This window comes from Acinetobacter sp. 243_ASPC (assembly GCF_001054715.1).
GTDB classification, from domain to species: Bacteria; Pseudomonadota; Gammaproteobacteria; order Pseudomonadales; family Moraxellaceae; genus Acinetobacter; species Acinetobacter soli.
On the sequence record NZ_JVOR01000095.1, the window covers coordinates 1 to 17,073 of the forward strand.

The window sequence follows — 17,073 nt, forward strand, 5'->3', positions numbered from 1 at the left end:
CTGATGATTCAACAGATGCAACTCAACTTGATCCAATTGTAGTGACTGCATCAAAATCTGAAGAAAAAGCCAGTGCAGTGCCTGCGCGAATTACAATTATTCAGCCTCAAATACTTGAACAGTCCCCAATTGCATCATTGCCCGATCTATTGATGACCGAAGCTGCAATTAATATGGTTCAAAGTGGCGGCTATGGACAAAGTGCATCGATTTTTCTGCGTGGTGCAGAATCAGATCAAACTTTGATTTTGAGGGATGGTGTACGTCTAAACTCAAATAGTAGTGGCGCAGCTGCTTTACCATTTATCGATACAACTGACATCAAACAAATTGAAATATTAAAAGGCCCTGCTTCTGTTCTATATGGAACTGATGCTATTGGTGGTGTCGTTCAACTCGTTACAAAAGTACCAACCAAAAGTTCAGTTTTTACCACCAATGAAGTCGGAGAAAACAAAACCTATAAATCATTAGTTGGTGCAGACATAGCAGAAAACGGTTTCTACGCTCAAATCCGTGGCCAACGCCTTGAGACAGATGGTACACCTGTAAAAGAAACAGTAGACGCACCAAATGCTTCATTTGATCAAAAAGGTTTTAGTACTAAATTTGGAGTTGAAAAAGAAAACTTTGCTGCATCTATTGATTACAGTAAAAATAAAGGAAATAGCGCTTACGACAATTCTGGTAATTTGACAAATCAAGACTTTCAAAATGAGGTAATCAATCTAAAAGGTAAATTCAATTTCACAGATCAAATTGAGTTAAATACACGTCTTTCACAATTTAAAGATGATACTGAACAAAAAGATGCAAACTATCTTGGTACTTATGATTTTGTTCACAGCAAAACTCAAGAAGCAGAAATTTACAATAAATGGAATTTTACCAACAATCAAAATTTAATGATTGGTATTACACATAGAAAAAATGAGGGTGATGTTGTTTCTTTTGGCTCACCTTATAAAGAAGATGTAAATTCAACGGGTTACTTTATCCAGCATCAATACAATCAGTCAGGCTTAAATACTCAAGTAGGTGTTCGTCTTGAAGATAACGAAAAATTTGGCACACATACAGTCGCTCAAGGCGCCATTCGATATCAATTACTACCACTTACAAGTGTTTATGCAAATATTGGCTCTGCCTTTAAAGCGCCAACATTGAATGATTTATATGGTTTTGGGGGTAATCAAGACTTAAAACCAGAAGAGAGCCTTTCCTATGAAATTGGGTTCGATCAACAACTTGCCTATAATATTCGTACAGGATTATCACTTTACACCACAAAAGTAGATAATTTAATTAACTACGGTATTTCTCAGATGGAGAATGTGGATAAGGCGAAGTTTGAAGGTGCTGAAGCATACATAAAATGGCAAGGTGAAAATCTTTATACCAACTTAGGTTTCAATTATGTACGTTCAAAAGATGAAAATACTGGCGAAGACTTAAGCAGAAGACCACGTCAAAATATCTCTTTGACCACAGGATGGCAAGATGAAAAGTATGCACTATCGGCAACTGTTGTCGCCAACAGTAAGTATGACAATACAGCATACGACACTGTAAGTGTACCGGGCCATTTACGTATTGATATGCATGGACAATATACAATTAACGAGCATTTGCAGGTGTTTAGTAATATTCAAAATATAGGTGACGTTAAATATCGTACTGCATATAGTAGTGGTAGTTACTATATCAACGGCGGTCGCCTTGCCTCTGTCGGTGTAACACTAAAATACTAATGTAAACTACTATTTTAATCAGGATAATGTCTCACGATATTATCCTGATTTCATTTAATCCTCTTACACATCTTTAGGAAATCTTATGGGACATCGTTTAAGTAAAATTTATACCCGCACAGGTGACTCAGGTACAACTGGTCTGGGCGATGGCTCACGTGTCGCAAAAGATGATTTAAGAATTGCTGCACTCGGCGATGTCGATGAACTCAATGCGATTTTGGGCGTTCTGCGTGCACAGATTGAAAGTTCTATGCTTGAAAACAAATCGACATGGGATAAACATTTAAGCTTGATTCAGCACTGGCTCTTTGACTTAGGCGGTGAGGTTTGTATTCCAAACTATAACTTACTGCAACCGCTAAGTATCGAGTTTCTAGAACGTGATATCGATCAAATGAACGAACACTTACCAAACCTTAAAGAGTTTATTTTGCCATCAGGCACTTTAGTTTGTAGTTATGCGCATCAAGCACGTGCGGTGTGTCGTCGGGCTGAGCGAAGCCTGATTGCGGTACAGCAACGTGATCAGAATATCCAGAACACTTCCATTCAGTTACTCAACCGTCTTTCAGACTGGCTGTTTGTGGCTTCACGAGCATTGCAACGCGAGGCTGGTGGCAGTGAAGTGCTGTGGCAAAAAAATATTAATGACACCATATAAGCGCTAAAATAGTTTTTCTGTTCTGAGCGTAGGACATTTATGCGTATTATTGGCCATCGCGGTGCGCGCGGCGAAGCACCGGAAAACACACTGGGTGGATTTGAATATCTCAAACAGCTCGGTGTTCGTGCTGTCGAGTTTGATGTTCGGCAGCTCAAAGATGCTACAACAGTCATCATGCACGATGATTCGTTTTTAAGAACCACTGGTCACGCTATTTCGCTCTACGAGTGTATGCAAAATGATCTGTGTCAATATGATCATCGCCTGAACTGGCCAGTGTGGACTCAAGCCGAATATACCCCAACTTTTAGTCAAGCAATGGCCATTTTAAAAGACTTTGAACACATCGAGGTCGAGATCAAACATGTCGAGGATCTGGCTCAGGCTGAACGACTAACTGCTCGGCTGGATATGGAGCTTCAAGACTTTCATGATCAAATTATCATGACCAGTTTTGACGAGAAGGTATTAAAAACGCTCCAAACTCACAAAAGTCGTTTTAAGCGCGGTTTTCTCATCGAAACCGATATAAAAGCTAAAGCCATAGAAAAGGCACTGGCTTTAGGATGCTGTCATATCGGATGGATGGATCGACTGGCCACACCCGAGATGATTCGATTGTCGCATGATGCTGGGCTTACCATCAGTGTATGGACAGTCAATGATGTTGAACGCGCGAAAGCATTACGGGATTTAGGTATTGAAGGGCTGATTACTGACGTACCTAAATTGATGCTGGCACATCTCGATTAATCTGGGCAGGTTGGCCCTGCCCGTTGGCTTATTTTCGCTGTGCCACAATCAGCACATTTTGTTCTTTATCGAGTAAAAGCAATTCATTGCCCTGACGCTTGAAGCTCACAATGCGCTGTAAAGCATCCATCAAGTTGGCTTCTTGCACCAAAGCTCGGTCACACACCTGATGATCTGCTTTCACATCAAAACTCAGGCGAGATTGACTGAAATTATAAAGATAACGTCCAAAGACCGGATTACAGCCTGTATGTCCATTCACCGTATTCAAGGTTGAATTCAGGCGAATAGCTGGCAATTGGTTAAAGAAGTTGGCACGTTTTTGCTGAATATGCGTAATTTGCCATGTAATATCCTGTACACCATCGGTAGAGCGTGGTGTCTCAGTCGATTTCACCGCATGATTGGCAGTGTGTTTTTTATTGTGTTGTTGTTTTTGTGGAGGGGCTTGTGTGCTCTGACAAGCGCTCAACAGTGAAGCCAAACTTAAAACCGCAGCGATGTGAACGATTTTTATCAACAATTTTTCCTCCTTGTTTTTTGATCGAAATGACCTATGTTTCTTGCGATAAACATACGATAAAATCAATCGATCCTTTGTTGAATTCTGTTACTGTTTCTTTGAATACACTTGTACAATAATGCTAGTGAACATATGTTCGCTCATGCTAATATGCGTAGTACATCGCCAGTAATCAAAAAAATTTCTGGGCCAAGCTGTTTTGTTTTTTAACCTTTGTTACACAAAGGCTTCTAGGAGCGCTGTCGGAGATGAATCCTCCCCTACCTCAAGCCCCAATTAACTGGATTGCCGTTTTTGCCTTAATTTTTTTACCGCTCGTTGCAGTCATTGCAATTCCCCTGTATGCCTATCACCATGACTTTAGTGCTGCTGCATGGGTGAGCATGTTTGTATTACTGGGAATCAGCAGTCTGGGCATTACAGCCGGTTACCATCGTCTTTGGGCGCATCGTGCCTATGAAGCCACTTTGCCTTTAAAAATCATTTTGATGATTATGGGCACTTTTGCGGTTCAAAACAGCGTGCTTTATTGGGCGTCGGGCCATCGTACTCATCATCGCCATGTCGATGATGTTGAAAAAGATCCGTACTCGATTAAAAACGGATTCTGGTATGCACACTTGGGCTGGATGTTAAAAAATTATCCTGCAGCTGAACCAAACTTTAAAAATGCACCAGACCTACTCAATGACAAACTGGTGATGTTCCAGCATAAATATTATGTTCCGCTGGTGATTGTGGTTCATGTGGCAATTTTGACACTGGTGGGCTGGGCAGTTGGCGATATGTGGGGCGTGGTTTTACTGGGCGGTTTGGTTCGACTGATCCTGAGCCATCACGTGACCTTCTTCATCAACTCACTGTGTCATATGTGGGGCAAGCGTCCGTATACTGACGAAAACACCGCACGTGATAACTTCTGGTTGGCAATTGCGACTTGGGGTGAAGGCTACCATAACTATCATCACATCTTTCAGTACGACTACCGAAATGGTGTGAAATGGTGGCAGTATGATCCAACAAAATGGCTCATTTGGACTTGCTCAAAACTTGGTTTGGCTAAAAATTTACGTCGTATTCCAAGCTTTAATATTAAAAAAGCTGAACTCGCGATGAAGTTTAAGTACGCCGAGCAGGATTTGGCAATTTATGGCCATGATGTCAACTCTGACTTGGTGCAAATGAAGCAACGTATTGCTCAAGAATACGATGCCTTTACACACACGCTCAATGACTGGGCCAAGTTAAAAGAGCAAGAATTGCATGCCAAAAAGGCAGCAGTGGCAGAAAAAATTCATCAGATGGATCACAAGCTCAAAGTTGATTTTCAATTGCTTGAACACCGTTTGAGTCATCATCGTGAATGTCTGGAAACCCTGATGCGTAATGTCAAAAAGCGCAATGCGGTTTCAGAATAAACCAGAATCTTAAAAGCCCCACTGGGGCTTTTTTTAGGTCTGTTGCTCGCGAATTTGGTTCAATCTAAATTTTTGCTATAGTGACCGTTCAACCGATGAGTTCTCACCATTATGCTTTTCAATTCACGCTACCCGACTTTAAACGCTAAATTGTTTCACCAACAATCACCTGTTCCGCTTAAAGGAGCAAAAGCAGGCCATTTCAATGCTGCTCTGGCAGATGAGTTACAGTGGAACGAACAAGATAAAGCAGCATGGGTTGAGATTTGTAGTGGTCAAACTGTATTTGAGCAATGCCCTCCACTTGCGATGGTGTATGCGGGCCATCAATTTGGTCAATGGGCCGGACAATTAGGCGATGGCCGCGGTGTGTTGATTGCTCAAGTGTTAGATCGATCTGGACGTACTATAGACCTACACCTTAAAGGTGCCGGGCTAACGCCTTACTCTCGTATGGGCGACGGACGTGCAGTGCTGCGCTCGGTAATTCGTGAATATTTGGCTGGCCATACACTCAATGCGCTTGGCATTGCATCTAGTAATGCAGTTGGTTTTACAACGTCAACCCAAGGTGTACAACGAGAAACACTTGAATTGGGCGCCATGTTACTACGCACCTCAGATTGTCATATTCGACTTGGGCATTTTGAATGGATTAATCAATATGCTCCTGAGCTTTTGACAGAATTCACCCAAAAGTGTATTGAATGGCATTATCCAGAAGCACTTGAAGCAGAACATCCTGTTTTGGCATTTGCCGAGGGCGTGATTCAAAAAACCGCTAAAATGATTGCGGATTGGCAGTTGGTCGGCTTTGCCCATGGTGTCATGAACACTGATAATTTGAATATTACGGGATCGACTCTGGATTTTGGGCCATTTGGATTTATGGAACGTTTTCGCCCTAATTGGATCAACAACCACTCCGATCATCAAGGCCGTTATGTTTATCAAAATCAGCCGAGTATCGGACACTGGAATTTATGGGTATGGCTCAACAATCTGATTCCATTGGCCAAAGAACAAGATAAAGAAGAATTTAAGCAACAACTGGTCAGCTGCCTTGAGGCTTTTGAACCAGCATTCTTGGCCTACTATACCGAAGGGCTATGTAAGAAAATGGGCTTACCGCAGTTTCATCATGACAGTTTCGATTGTGGCATGGCATTTTTACGCATTTTACAAAGCGAACAACTGGATTACACCCAAAGTTTCCTCCGCCTACAACAGCATGATTACGCTGCACTTCGAGATGACTGCCTAGACATCCGGCAGTTTGATGCTTTTTTGCAGCAGTACCATCAGATTCGAGAACATCAAGATATTGCAGCGCTTGATCAGACGATGTCTGAAGTGAACCCCGTTTATATTTTACGTAATCACATGGCGCAGCACGCAATTGAACAAGCTGAACGCGGTGACTTTTCAGAAGTAGAGCGTTTATTTACCCTACTTGCCTCACCTTTTACACGCCAACCTGCACTTGAACGAGAGCAGGATCTAGCACCTTTGGCAAGTGATGTTCCTGAAGTGATGGTGAGTTGTTCATCTTAAGATATTTTGAACAGACCCACTTATCCCCATTTTCTGTGGATAACATTGTGATTATCCACAGGATAAGTAACTTTACATGCAAGATAACAGAGCTCAATTTTTGATTGATTCTGTTCTTATCCAACTATTTTCAGGAAGAAAAATGAACACTGAAGAAATGAAAAGCTATGCGCTCAGTGTGGCGCTTAGCCTTCCACAGACGAATTTAAGTCAGCCTTTTTCAGCCGATTCAGATGTAGTCAAAGTTTTCGATAAAATTTTTATGGTTGCAGGGCATGCGCACGGCCAAGATTGTATCACTTTAAAAGTAGATCCCGTTCAAGGCGAAATGCTCAAAGATACCTATAGCTGTATTCAAGGTGGCTATTACATGAATAAACGCCACTGGATTTCAATTTATGCAGGCTCTGAAATAAGTGCAGATCTCATTCATGATTTAATTCAAGATTCTTACTTATTGGTAGCGAAAACGCTAAATCGAGTTCAAAAAAATCAGCTGAATGATTCAGATAAATAAAGTTCACTTTCAGTACTAACGCGGAAATACATTGCGTAATTCATTGATAAAGTACTGTTCAACCAAAGAGAGTTTTCGGTCCTTATGCCAAGTCAGTAAAATAGGCAATACTGCGGCGTGCGGAAGAGGCGGAAGCTGCTTAAACTCATGATGATCGTGCCGTGCCTGAACCATATGTTTAGGTAAAAATCCAATCCCGATACCATGTTTGATAAAACGGATCACTTCATCGATATTATTGGTTGTCACCAGCAAGCGATTTTGCTTGATAATGGTTTCACGCACCTCATTTAACGGCGACATCGGATCATTAAGCTGTTCACTTTGAAATGAAATAAACCCATGTCCTTTGATCTGATCGACCGATTCAAGCGTTTCATGGAAAAGTGGATGTCGAACACTACAAAATAGGGCGTACTTTTGATTGATCAAAGCATGATAATGCAGTTTGGGATACATCTCCCGGCTAATACAAATGCCCAGTGCAGGCACTTTCTGTAAAAGCAATTGATGTATTTCTTTACTTCTGAGTACATCGACCTGAAAGTCGACCATTGGATATTTTTCGTGAAAGTCATGCAAAACCCGATCGTAACGTGCCGATTCAATGCGGCTGAGTACCAGTAACTTAATCGTTCCGGTGAGACTATTTTTTTCGGTATTCAGGCGCTCTTCATAATCGATTAAATGATTATAGATCGTTAAACTTGCTTCAAAAATGATTTCACCGGTGGGCGTTAAATGAAATTTCCCACCAGTACGAATAATCAGAACATCGCCAATTTGTTCCTCCAAACGCTTTAAACTTTGACTAATCGCAGATTGAGTCAGAAAGAGTTTATTGGCTGCTTTGTTTAAACTCCCTTCTTGCACAATCACGCGAAAAATGCGCAGCAATGACCAGTTACATTTCTCGAGTAAAATATCCGTTTTCACTGCTACGCCTTATTGTATGTGTCTAGTTGAGATCCATCCTATCAAAACTCTTCTAACGCCGTCATTTTCAATGTTGAAATACGGTCAGATTTTTCGGCTACACCAAAACCACGCATGAAACTTTTAAAATTTTCTCCCAATTTTTCGATACAGTAGCCACCCTCAATTAAGCTTATTGTGGGTACCCCTATCGATTTAATTTTCTCTGCCACTGTTTGAAAGCCTTCAGTGCTCACCGAACACTTGGCCTGTGGATCATCTACATACACATCAAAACCCATCACATGTACCACGACATCAGGCTGATACAGTTTTACAAAGTCAACGGCCAGATCTAAATAGTCAAAAAAAGCGGCTTCTGAACTGCCGTGTGGCATTGGGAAATTTTTGTTGTAACCATAGCCTGCACCAGCACCATATTCATCGGTAAATCCAGCCACGACTGGGTAGAAATTAGTGGGATCGCCATGCACCGATACATAAAGCACATCATCTCGATCGTAGAAAATCTCCTGCACGCCTTGTCCGTGATGCATGTCGGTGTCGATAATTGCAACACGTTTAAAATGCTGGCGCAGATACTGTGCAATGACGGCGGCATTGTTGATATAACAAAACCCCCCAGCACCATCTTTACGAGCGTGGTGTCCTGCTGGACGTGTCAGTCCAATCATTAAGTCAGCATCTTGCTTGATCAGTGCATCGGCACAAGATAATGCTGTTTGTGCAGACCAATATACCGATGTCCAAGTATCCTGACCAATTGGTGCACTTCCATCGGCCAGATATTTCGCAGCTTTGGCTAAAATCCCGATTTCACGATTGTTGTCTCGGATAAAAATATTAGAAAGCACTTCATCGCCCCAATCTTCAGGTAATGCTTTCCATTCGGTATACGCATTTTTTAAAAAGCTAATATAGCCTGGCGTATGCACGCCCAGTAACGGCGCAGTACCAAATTCTTTAGCTATAGATACCGGTAAGCCCATCTCTTGTGACGCACGTAAGAGTTCGTGCATCCGTTCGGGTTTCTCTTGCGGTTGGCGCATTTTTCCACGTGAGTAATAACTTTGCGGACGATGTTTTAATTGTTCTGGATGAAAGAAAATTTGCATATGGGCATCCTTTTTGGCGATCAGCTAACACAAGCCAGTTGCTGACGTTGGTCAAATTTTAAAACACTGCGTAATAAGACTTCGGCCCCCTGTTGAGCTTGCAGTGGCGTAATATTTTCTGCTTCGTTATGACTTAACCCATTTTCACAAGGGATAAAGATCATGGTGGTTGGGCAGTGTTTGGCCAGATGAATGGCATCATGCCCTGCGCCGCTAACTATCTGCTGATGGCGATATCCCAACTCGTTCACAGCGATCTGAACAGTTTCAATACAATCTGGATCAAACATGGTGGCTGGGCTAAACCAGTGGCGTTGAATGCCAAGCGCGACATCACGCTGCTGCGCAATCTTATGCATATAATCAGTGACCCGCTGTTCCATCTTTAAAATTTCGGCATCGTTGGGATGTCTTAAATCGATCGTCCACTGCACAGCTTGTGGAATGGTATTACGTGATGAATGTGCAACGGAGAGCTCACCAAAGGTAATTAAGCCTTGAGGAAATTGCTTCAAAATCATCTCTTCTAGCGCAGTAATCATCTGTGCAGACGCAATCATGGCATCACGGCGCATCGCCATCGGCGTGGTACCGGCATGCGCTGCTTGCCCAGATACTTCGATGTCCAGCCAGATTATGGCCTGCCCACCCGTCACTACGCCAATTGCATTTTGGTTCTTTTCCAGCACAGGTCCTTGTTCGATATGCAGTTCATAATATGCAGCAAAATTACGTTTTAACGGCAATTCACCGCTTTGCCCTGTTCTTACCAACTCAGCGGCCACACTGATTCCATCTTTATCACAGGTTTGCCTGACTTGCTCTTGATCAAGTACGCCCACAAACACCCCTGAACCCATCATGGCGGGGGTAAAGCGTGCACCCTCTTCGTTCATCCATACTGCAATTTCAATTGGATGTCGCGTTTTGATTTGCTGCTCATAAAGACATTGGAGGACTTCAAGCCCTGCCAAGACGCCATAAATTCCGTCAAAACGTCCACCTTTCGGCTGGGTATCTAAATGGCTGCCCATTACGATCGGCGGTAGAGATGCATCCAGCCCCTCACGGCGTAAAAACATGTTTCCAATCACATCAAAGTCTACATGCATCCCGATTGCCGAAGCCCAATCGATCAGTCGTTGGCGCCCTTCTCTATCCAGATCGGTGAGCGCCAGTCGTGTGTTGCCACCTTGTTCGGTTGCTCCGATTTGAGCCATCTCCATCAACGTCGACCACAATCTGTTTGTATTTGTTTTCATATTTAATATCCTTTCAAATAGTCGACTGTATTGATCAGCGGCTGCTGCCTTAGAACACGCCGATCATTTTCCAGTATTTGCTGTACCACCACGTCAAGCGGTGCATGTGAAGCCACATGCGGTGTCATCACCACCTTTGGTGTGGTCCATAACGGATGTTCTTTCGGTAAAGGTTCTTGTTCAAACACATCTAAAATGGCACCGCGTAAATGATCCGATTCAAGGCTCTTCATCAAATCATCGACATTTAAATGTGCGCCGCGGCCACTATTAATGATGGCGGCACCTTGCGGTAACTGCCGGAAAGTTTGGTGAGATAGAATCTGTTTGGTTTCTGGCGTAAGCGGTAATAAATTAATCAAAATCTGGGTTTCGGCTAAAAATGCAGGCAGCTCACTCCAGCCAGCAAAAGTGTCAACACGTTCAATATTTTTTAAAGATTTGGACCAACCCCGAACCTGATAGCCTGCCGCAGCCAGATGCTGTGCGACATAGGCACCCAGCTCACCTAGCCCCAAAATACCCACACAGACATCATGTTCATTTTTTTGTGGCCATTGTCGCCAGATGTGCTGCTGTTGCTGCTGAAGATACACATCAAAACTGCGCTGGTAATACAGCACACCCCACTGCAAATAATTCAACATGCCTTGCTTATGGTGCTGATCAACGATTCGGCAAATTTGGTAGTCTGTGCCAATCTCCTCTAAATTGAGGTGCTCAATTCCCGCCCCCATTGAATGAATCACTTTAAGCTCAGGCAACTGACGTAACTGCTGCATATCGGGAAACCAACAGGCGGCTGTGGTCGCCTGCTGCGCGCGCGGGTCATCTGGCAAGCAAAAATGTGCTGGAGAAGCATGGGCCTCAAAGGCATCGATCAGCATGGCTCTCGCATAGGATTTGGTCGAAGCAATCACAATCATGCGCAGTACTCATCTTGCTGATGCTCAATTAACGATAAAGCCGCCTGCCAAGCATCTTGAATAATCGGCTCGACCTCTTTACGGTTAAACTGTGCTGCGGTGTGGCGACACACCTCGATATCCGGCAGATTCAGCTCAGAGCTGCTCATGGCCTTAATCTGAATCTGACAGGCACGCTCCAAAAAATAAATTTCATGAAATGCGCGCGCAAGCGTGTCTCCAGTCGCAAGTAAACCGTGATTTCTTAAAATCATACAGCGATGTGTACCTAAGTCGCTTACTAGACGTTGCTGCTCATCGAGTGACAAAGCAATACCTTCATAGTTGTGATAGCCGATCTGTTCGTAAAACTTAAGTGCGTGCTGCGACAAAGGCAGCAGACCGTGCTTTTGTGCAGAAACGGCAACGCCATCTGCGGTATGCGTATGAATAATACAATTCACATCAGATCGGGCATGATGAATCGCAGAGTGAATCACAAATCCGGCCGCATTGACTTTTTTGCCTTGATCGTAGCTTTCTACAATTCTTCCGTCATGATCAATCTTGACCAAATTGGAAGCGTTCATTTTTTCAAATGGAATACCATATCGATTGATCAGAAAGTGACAAGGTTCATCTGGCACACGCAAACTAATATGCGTATCGATTAAATCTGTCATACGGTAATACGCAATCAATCGATATAAAGCAGCAAGCTGGCAGCGTGCACTCCATTCCACCGGATTCATATGACTGATGCTGTACGAGGTATTCATGTGGTTCATCCTTTAAGCCGATTCTTCTCGAATCATGTGTGATGCAGAGGTCTGTTGCGGTTTTTGTTTGTCCATAAGCATCTTTACGCCAATCACGCCAATAAAAGACAACAACGATAAGAAGCTAAAAAACAAGGCCAGTGGCATCCACTGCCCCGCATAATGGCTAGCCAACATGGTGCCGATTAGCGGCGTGGTACCAGCACCAATTGCTGCAATAAATTGATACGACACAGAAATACCCGAATAGCGCACATGGGTTGGGAAAATATTGGCCATAAAACCTGCCGAAACTGCATATAAGGCCGATAAGCTCACCACCGCGATGGTGATACCAAGTGTCATGAGTATTAAATTTTTAGTTTCTACCAACATAAACATTGGATAAGGCACAATCAAACAAAGCGCAGATACAATAATTAAAAAACGTTGTGTTCCCATTTTTTCGCCAAACCAAGCAGCAAATGGCATAGTGATAAACTGAATTACCGTGACAAAAAATAGCGTATCTAAAATGGTTTGCTTGCTAATATCGAGATATTGCGTCACGTAGGTAATCATAAAGGTATTGGTGAAAAAGAAACCCGCGGTTCCAATGGTGATGGTGAGCCCAGCAAAGATCACATGTGGTAGATAGTTTTTTAGTAATTCCTTAACCGGATAGTCCACGGTTTTTTCTTTCTTTTGTGCATCTGCAAATTCTGGCGATTCTTCAATACCAAAACGAATCACAAAGCCCACTGCCATTAAAAAGAAACTGAGTAGAAAGGGAATACGCCATCCCCAAGAAGCAAAGGCTACATCATCTAGGGTACTCACTCCACGAAATATCAATAAGCACAAAATCAGACCCGCCGGACTGCCAAGCTGTGCAAATGAGGCAAAAAAGGTTTTTTTCTCCTTTGGCGCATGTTCACTGGCCATCAGCACTGCGCCACCCCACTCGCCCCCTACCGAAATCCCTTGTAAAAAACGAAAGAAAATCAACAAAATCGGTGCCCAGATTCCAATGCTTGCATAACTTGGGATGAGGCCAATACAAGTCGTGGCCAGCCCCATGAGCACCATAGTAAATAGCAGCATTTTTTTTCGGCCCAAACGATCACCCAAGTGACCAAAAATCAAACCGGCCATAGGTCTGGCAATAAAGCCAACAGCCAAGGTTGCAAACGATGCCAAGGTTCCTGTCACTGGATCTGTTTTTGGGAAAAAAACGGTTCCCAAAATCAGTGCAGCAGCCGTGGCGTAGACATAAAAATCGTAAAACTCAATGGTTGTTCCCATAAATGCGGCTGCGGCAGCTCGTTTTGATTGGTCTTTTTTCATCCCTTTTCACCTTCTAAGCTAGATAATAAATCAGTCATTTTTGTATGGGCTTAATGATGCTGGGCTTGAACGTCCATGTTCGAGCTGGCTCAATTCGCTATAAATACACGATCTGACCCAACTACCTTAATAGAATTGAAAAATATGATGCAAACGAATAATTTTAAAGCAAGGTATTAGTAAATCTTATATGTTTTAAAATGATGCAAATAATGAATTAAACATTGATAAATAATGATTTAATTTAATTATTATGCACAAGATTAAGGATATTTTTCGAGTTTATGCACAAAAATAGCGCGCAAATAGATTTCACTGTTTTTTTAGCTTAAGTACAACTTATTTCATGTTTTTCGATGATTAGAGCATATCTTTTTGCTTTAAGTTGACTCCGCATCGACATGCGAGATGATCTTAAAAATAAAAAACGCACCGTCTAAACAGTGCGTTAGTCTCAAATTAGATGTATTTATCCATTAGTCTTCAGGATATTCAAAACGATACCCAACCCCATATACCGCCTGCACCCATTCATGGCGATTACCTGTGTCTGCGGCTTCACTGATCTTACGGCGTAAATTTTTAATATGGCTATCGATCACACGGTCTGCCACATCAAAACTGTCTGGATTGATATGATCTAGCAGTTGCGCCCGTGAATACACCTGCCCCAAATGCTCCAAAAATAGCTCGAGTAAGCGAAACTCGGTTGGGGTCAGGTTTAAGGCTTTTTGTTTATACCAGATTCGTTGCTGTGCCTTATCAATACGAAACATATCGTTTTGTTCAGGTTCAGCTTTACGATCCAGACGACGTAAGACTGCCTGAACACGTGCTACCAGTTCTTTGGGGCTAAATGGTTTGCAGACATAGTCATCCGCGCCCATATTAAGCCCCAATACTCGATCAATTTCCTCTGTACGCGCGGTCACCATAATAATCGGTAAATCTGACTGTTCACGCACTTTACGGCAAATGGTCAAACCGTCCATACGCGGCACCATCAAATCCAGAATCATCAGATTGGGTTTACGCTGCACAAAGCTGTCATACGCCTCTTGGCCATCATGAAACATACTGACTTCAAACCCAGACGCCTCTAAATAATCACGAACCAGATGAGCTAATTCCACTTCATCTTCAACTAACATCACATGTTTCATGGATCAAATTTCCTTAATCTTTGATTGTGTTTTTGGAAAAGTCAGAATGCAACGCAGACCACCCAAAGACGAATGATCAAAACGCAATTGGCCACCCAGCGCTTGTGCCAGCTTCGACGACAACGCCAAGCCGAGTCCAGTACCGCCCGTACTACGTGTACGCGAATCATCAACACGATAAAAACGTTCACCCAAGCGCGCCAGCTGTTCGTCGCTGAGCCCAAGCGGACTGTCATCGACAATTAAAGTCCACTCCGATTCATTTTGTTCAGTATGAATCTTGATCTGCCCGCCAGCTTGCGTATAACGCACACTGTTACTCAATAAGTTCACCACAATTTGTTTGAAGCGATCTATATCTAATTGTAACGTAGTGCCTTCTCCTGCAATCGAAATTTGAAGTTCGGCCTGCTCAAACTTTGGCTTGAAGTGCTCAACTTCCTGTACCAAGACCTCCCACGGATTGACCTCGGCCATATAACATTTCAATTGCTGGGCATCGGCTTGCGCCAAATCGGCCAGATCTTGGGTCAGTTTTTTCAAGCTACTGACCTGACTCATCATGGCCGTCAAATGCTGCGGTGTGGCTTTACGGATGCCGTCCTGCATCGCTTCAATTTGTGCCTGTAAAACGCTTAGCGGAGTTTTTAGCTCATGCGACGTATCGGCCACCCATTGACGTCGAGACTCTTCATGCTGATACAGAATTTTAGCCAATTGATTTAATTGGGTTGCCAGATCACCCAACTCATCATTACGTTTAATTTCAACCTGATGCTTATAATTTCCACGGGTTAATTCACGTGTGGCATTGAGCAGACGTTGAATCGGCTTTTTAAAATAAGTCGCCAATAAAAGCGCCGCAATTAAACTGGTCAAGACCGACAAGGCATAGATCAGCAATAAAAAGCGCTTTTGATTGCTAAAGAAATTAATACTTAAAGCGTCGTCTTCATCGAGTACCGGTTTCAGGCCCAAATACCCCACAATCTGGTCTTTGACAATAATCGGACGATAGGAAATCTGCTCATTGGCACTTTCTCCCACCACAAACTGATGCTTGGCATCGTATAACGATAAACGCGAACTCAACCCCAAGCGGTCTGGCATGGCAATAAAACGCTTTTTACCGTCGTGATGCATCATGTTGGCCATTTCGGAACCACGCGGCGGTGCTTTTTTCTTTTTGCCATCATCTGGACGGAAAAAATTCTGATTCGAACTGAGTGGAAATTTCAGACCTTCAAAAGGCTGATACTCAGAAGGCAAATTATCTTTTAAAAACTGCCGTTCTTGCTCGTCCAGTACGGGTCTATTTTTAAGACGGTTTTCGTTGGTCAGATCGGGCGAGAGCATAATCATGTTTTGCTCATTGAAAAAACGCTGCTGCAACGCAATATCGTACTGACGGCGTAACCACCAGCGTGACAGACGATCATAATCATCTGGCGCGGCCTGTCCTTCAATTTGTAAAATCTGCGCCTGAATGGCATTGCCCCAATCGCCATAAGTGGTATACACATTGGCCAAATTGGTGATCAAATGATCCAGCTTTTGCATTTCGACATCGGCCACATATTTGGCAAAATTTTTCTGCATGGTCCAGTGCAAAACACTCAGACTCACTGTGGTAATCAGCAAGGTGGTGAGCAGTACGGTTAGAAACAACCGAAGCGCAATGGGAACGCGGCGTATTTTCAAAAGCGAGCTCTCATGATTCGTTTATCTTTTCTATTGTAATCAACACTCAGGCAAAAAAGTCTCCATTGTTCCTTCATGTTTATTATTTAATCTTTATTAGGTTTTTAGTCAGCATACATCCTAGCGTTGTTCACACACTAAATCATTCACTTCGGGGATTCAATATGAACAAAATGGCAAAAATTACACTCTGTATGGCTACAGTGATCAGTATGGGGAGTTTGGCAGCCTGTCAATCCACCATGCCACCTCAAGATCCCAATGCACCTAAAATGATGGATGGCCCGGCAGGCAAACACTGGATGAAACATCACAAACTTACCCCAGAACAACGAGCAGACATGCAACAGCGACGCGCTGAGCGCAAGGCTGAATTTGAACAGATTCAAAAAGCATGTACAGGCCAAGCTGTAGGTCAGACCATTCAGGTAAAAATGGGAGACAAAACAATTGATGGAACCTGTGAGTTACGCTTTAAGCCCAGCAAAATGAATGATCGTATGGCCCCTCCTCCAGCGCCAGCCGCATAAATTTAGCACATCATAAAAAAGGCACTTCGGTGCCTTTTTTTCTGGTCACATCTTTTTACGATTTTGACTATTCCTTTCATTTGAAATTCATAAAAAATTTATATGATTTAATTACTTGTATATTTCAAGATAATTTTCTTTGACTTTACAGTCATGGATTAGACTCCCCGAAA

General features: G+C 42.9%; 16 protein-coding genes. 7 read left to right on the forward strand and 9 right to left on the reverse strand.

What is annotated here, in order from left to right; all coding sequences use genetic code 11:
• The 3 genes from ADA42_RS12085 to ADA42_RS12095 form a co-directional block, all read left to right on the forward strand.
• Positions 1-1,751, forward strand: a 1,751-nt coding sequence (locus tag ADA42_RS12085; protein ID WP_048765420.1) for a TonB-dependent receptor plug domain-containing protein, incomplete at its 5' end; no start/stop codon positions are given.
• An 85-nt stretch (positions 1,752-1,836) separates the two neighbouring features.
• Complete coding sequence (locus tag ADA42_RS12090) at positions 1,837-2,415, forward strand: cob(I)yrinic acid a,c-diamide adenosyltransferase (RefSeq protein ID WP_048765423.1); 579 nt, start codon at positions 1,837-1,839, stop codon at positions 2,413-2,415.
• Positions 2,416-2,454: 39 nt separating this feature from the next.
• Positions 2,455-3,171 carry a glycerophosphodiester phosphodiesterase gene (locus ADA42_RS12095; protein WP_048765424.1) on the forward strand — a complete coding sequence of 239 codons (717 nt, stop codon included), beginning with the start codon at positions 2,455-2,457 and terminating at the stop codon, positions 3,169-3,171.
• Between the two features lie 28 nt (positions 3,172-3,199).
• On the opposite strand, the gene ADA42_RS12100 is transcribed toward ADA42_RS12095, so the two are convergent.
• The gene (locus tag ADA42_RS12100; RefSeq protein WP_004933099.1) at positions 3,200-3,694 is read right to left on the reverse strand and encodes an META domain-containing protein; all 495 of its coding nucleotides are present in this window, start codon (positions 3,692-3,694) and stop codon (positions 3,200-3,202) included.
• Between the two features lie 248 nt (positions 3,695-3,942).
• Between ADA42_RS12100 and ADA42_RS12105 the strand changes: the two genes are divergently transcribed.
• From ADA42_RS12105 to ADA42_RS12115, 3 genes are all read left to right on the forward strand, one after another.
• Positions 3,943-5,112 (forward strand): acyl-CoA desaturase, encoded by a 1,170-nt coding sequence (locus ADA42_RS12105; protein ID WP_004933097.1) that lies wholly within the window; start codon positions 3,943-3,945, stop codon positions 5,110-5,112.
• 111 nt (positions 5,113-5,223) lie between these two features.
• The gene (locus tag ADA42_RS12110; RefSeq protein WP_048765426.1) at positions 5,224-6,666 is read left to right on the forward strand and encodes a protein adenylyltransferase SelO; all 1,443 of its coding nucleotides are present in this window, start codon (positions 5,224-5,226) and stop codon (positions 6,664-6,666) included.
• Between the two features lie 142 nt (positions 6,667-6,808).
• Positions 6,809-7,183, forward strand: coding sequence for an MmcQ/YjbR family DNA-binding protein (locus ADA42_RS12115; RefSeq protein WP_048765427.1), 375 nt, complete (start codon positions 6,809-6,811; stop codon positions 7,181-7,183).
• Positions 7,184-7,198: 15 nt separating this feature from the next.
• Here ADA42_RS12115 and ADA42_RS12120 read toward each other — a convergent pair whose 3' ends face one another.
• From ADA42_RS12120 to baeS, 8 genes are all read right to left on the reverse strand, one after another.
• Entirely contained in the window at positions 7,199-8,119 is a 921-nt protein-coding gene (locus ADA42_RS12120) for a LysR family transcriptional regulator (RefSeq protein ID WP_025095443.1), read from the reverse strand.
• 41 nt (positions 8,120-8,160) lie between these two features.
• The gene (locus ADA42_RS12125; protein ID WP_048765430.1) at positions 8,161-9,234 is read right to left on the reverse strand and encodes a histone deacetylase family protein; all 1,074 of its coding nucleotides are present in this window, start codon (positions 9,232-9,234) and stop codon (positions 8,161-8,163) included.
• 20 nt (positions 9,235-9,254) lie between these two features.
• Positions 9,255-10,496: a Zn-dependent hydrolase gene (locus tag ADA42_RS12130; protein ID WP_048765432.1), complete on the reverse strand. Its 1,242-nt coding sequence runs from the start codon at positions 10,494-10,496 to the stop codon at positions 9,255-9,257.
• 2 nt (positions 10,497-10,498) lie between these two features.
• The gene (locus ADA42_RS12135; protein WP_048765433.1) at positions 10,499-11,422 is read right to left on the reverse strand and encodes a 2-hydroxyacid dehydrogenase; all 924 of its coding nucleotides are present in this window, start codon (positions 11,420-11,422) and stop codon (positions 10,499-10,501) included.
• On the reverse strand, positions 11,419-12,180 hold the full coding sequence (locus ADA42_RS12140) for a class II aldolase/adducin family protein (protein ID WP_048765435.1): 762 nt from the start codon (positions 12,178-12,180) through the stop codon (positions 11,419-11,421). Before ADA42_RS12140 ends, ADA42_RS12135 begins: the two co-directional genes overlap by 4 nt.
• Before the next feature lie 12 nt (positions 12,181-12,192).
• Positions 12,193-13,506 (reverse strand): MFS transporter, encoded by a 1,314-nt coding sequence (locus ADA42_RS12145; protein ID WP_048765437.1) that lies wholly within the window; start codon positions 13,504-13,506, stop codon positions 12,193-12,195.
• Positions 13,507-13,982: 476 nt separating this feature from the next.
• Positions 13,983-14,669, reverse strand: coding sequence for a response regulator (locus tag ADA42_RS12150; RefSeq protein ID WP_048765438.1), 687 nt, complete (start codon positions 14,667-14,669; stop codon positions 13,983-13,985).
• Positions 14,670-14,672: 3 nt separating this feature from the next.
• Positions 14,673-16,370: a sensor histidine kinase efflux regulator BaeS gene (baeS, locus tag ADA42_RS12155; RefSeq protein ID WP_048765441.1), complete on the reverse strand. Its 1,698-nt coding sequence runs from the start codon at positions 16,368-16,370 to the stop codon at positions 14,673-14,675.
• Between the two features lie 164 nt (positions 16,371-16,534).
• Here baeS and ADA42_RS12160 point away from each other — a divergent pair, with 164 nt between their 5' ends.
• The gene (locus ADA42_RS12160; protein ID WP_004943537.1) at positions 16,535-16,900 is read left to right on the forward strand and encodes a hypothetical protein; all 366 of its coding nucleotides are present in this window, start codon (positions 16,535-16,537) and stop codon (positions 16,898-16,900) included.
• Positions 16,901-17,073 lie beyond the last annotated feature (173 nt).